Below are 1,164 nucleotides of genomic sequence, written 5' to 3' on the forward strand. Positions count from 1 at the left end.
GGTGGCGGGTGTGGCCGTGCTGCGCGCCGTGCTGGATTCGGCGCGCCAGGCCAGTTCCGGGCGATGGTCGGCGTGCGCGCGCAGGCCGTGCACGGCGTCGTCGCCCAGGCGTGCGCGCAGGCGTTCGCGTAGTTGCTCCCACGGCAGCGCCTGTTGCGCGCGCTCGTCGAACAGTTCGCGCGCGGCCGGCACGAACGGCGGCAGTTCGTCGGCACACAGGCGCAGCGCCTGCACCGGCGCCGGCACGCTGGCCTGCTGCAAGCGCCCGCGCGCCAGCTCGAACAGCATCGCCGCATCGCGCTCGGCGGCGAGCAGGCCCACCGGCACCACGCTGGACTCCAGGTCCTCGTGTTCCAGCAGCAGGCGGAAGCGCTGCACGCCGCCGTCGCGTCCGGCCAGGAACGCGGCCAGGTCCTGGGTCAGGCGACGCAGCGGGAACAGCAGCGCCTGGTTGGATTCGGTGGCATAGCCCAGTTCCACGCGCGCATCGAAGCGGTCCGGCGGCAGGTAGTACTGCAGCGGCAGCGGCGCCTGCCCGCGCAACGCGTCCAGGTGCTGCAGCAGGGCCGGCGGATAGCGCCGCGCCAGCGCGGTGCGCGGCAGCGCGAACAGTTGCTGCAGGCGGCGCAGGCCCATCCGCGCGAAGCCCTCGGCCAGGGCCGGCGACAACCCGGCGCGGGCGATCGGCAACTGCCCCAGCGCGCGCTGCAGCGCGGCGTTGTCGAGCAGCGCGATGCCGTCGTGGGCATTGACCAGCGCGCGTGCGGCCAGCGGATGCGGCGCGACCACGATGCGGTGGCGGAAGCCCAACGCAGTCAGTTCCTCGCGCAGTCGCGCCTCGAAACGCGGCCAGGGCCCGAACAGGCCGAGGCTGGCTTCGATCTCCAGCAGCAGCGCGCCGGGGTAGTCGGTGCTGACCAGCGAACTGAAGCGGTACGCCCAGGCGGCGAGGAACTGCTGGCTGCGGCGGCTTTCTTCGGCATCGTGCAGGGCGGTGGCGAAGCGATCGCACAGCGCCTGCGCGGTGACCAGCGATTGCCCGGGGCGCAGGCCGCGGGCGCGCGCGGCGGCGTTGACCGCCTTCAGCGTGCGCCGCTGCGGCGGACCGTCGAGCAGCGCCAGCGGTTCGTCCGGCGACGGCCAGCGGCGCAGGACGGTGTCCAG

The 1,164-nt window shown here is 74.3% G+C and carries 1 protein-coding gene; it reads right to left on the bottom strand.

Features of this window, described 5'->3' with window-relative positions:
- On the bottom strand, nucleotides 1-1,164 hold a 1,164-nt coding region (locus tag D588_RS25920), incomplete at both ends, for a DNA polymerase Y family protein (protein ID WP_017917597.1).

This window comes from Xanthomonas sp. SHU 308 (genome assembly GCF_000364645.1).
In the GTDB taxonomy this organism is placed as follows: Bacteria; Pseudomonadota; Gammaproteobacteria; order Xanthomonadales; family Xanthomonadaceae; genus Xanthomonas_A; species Xanthomonas_A sontii.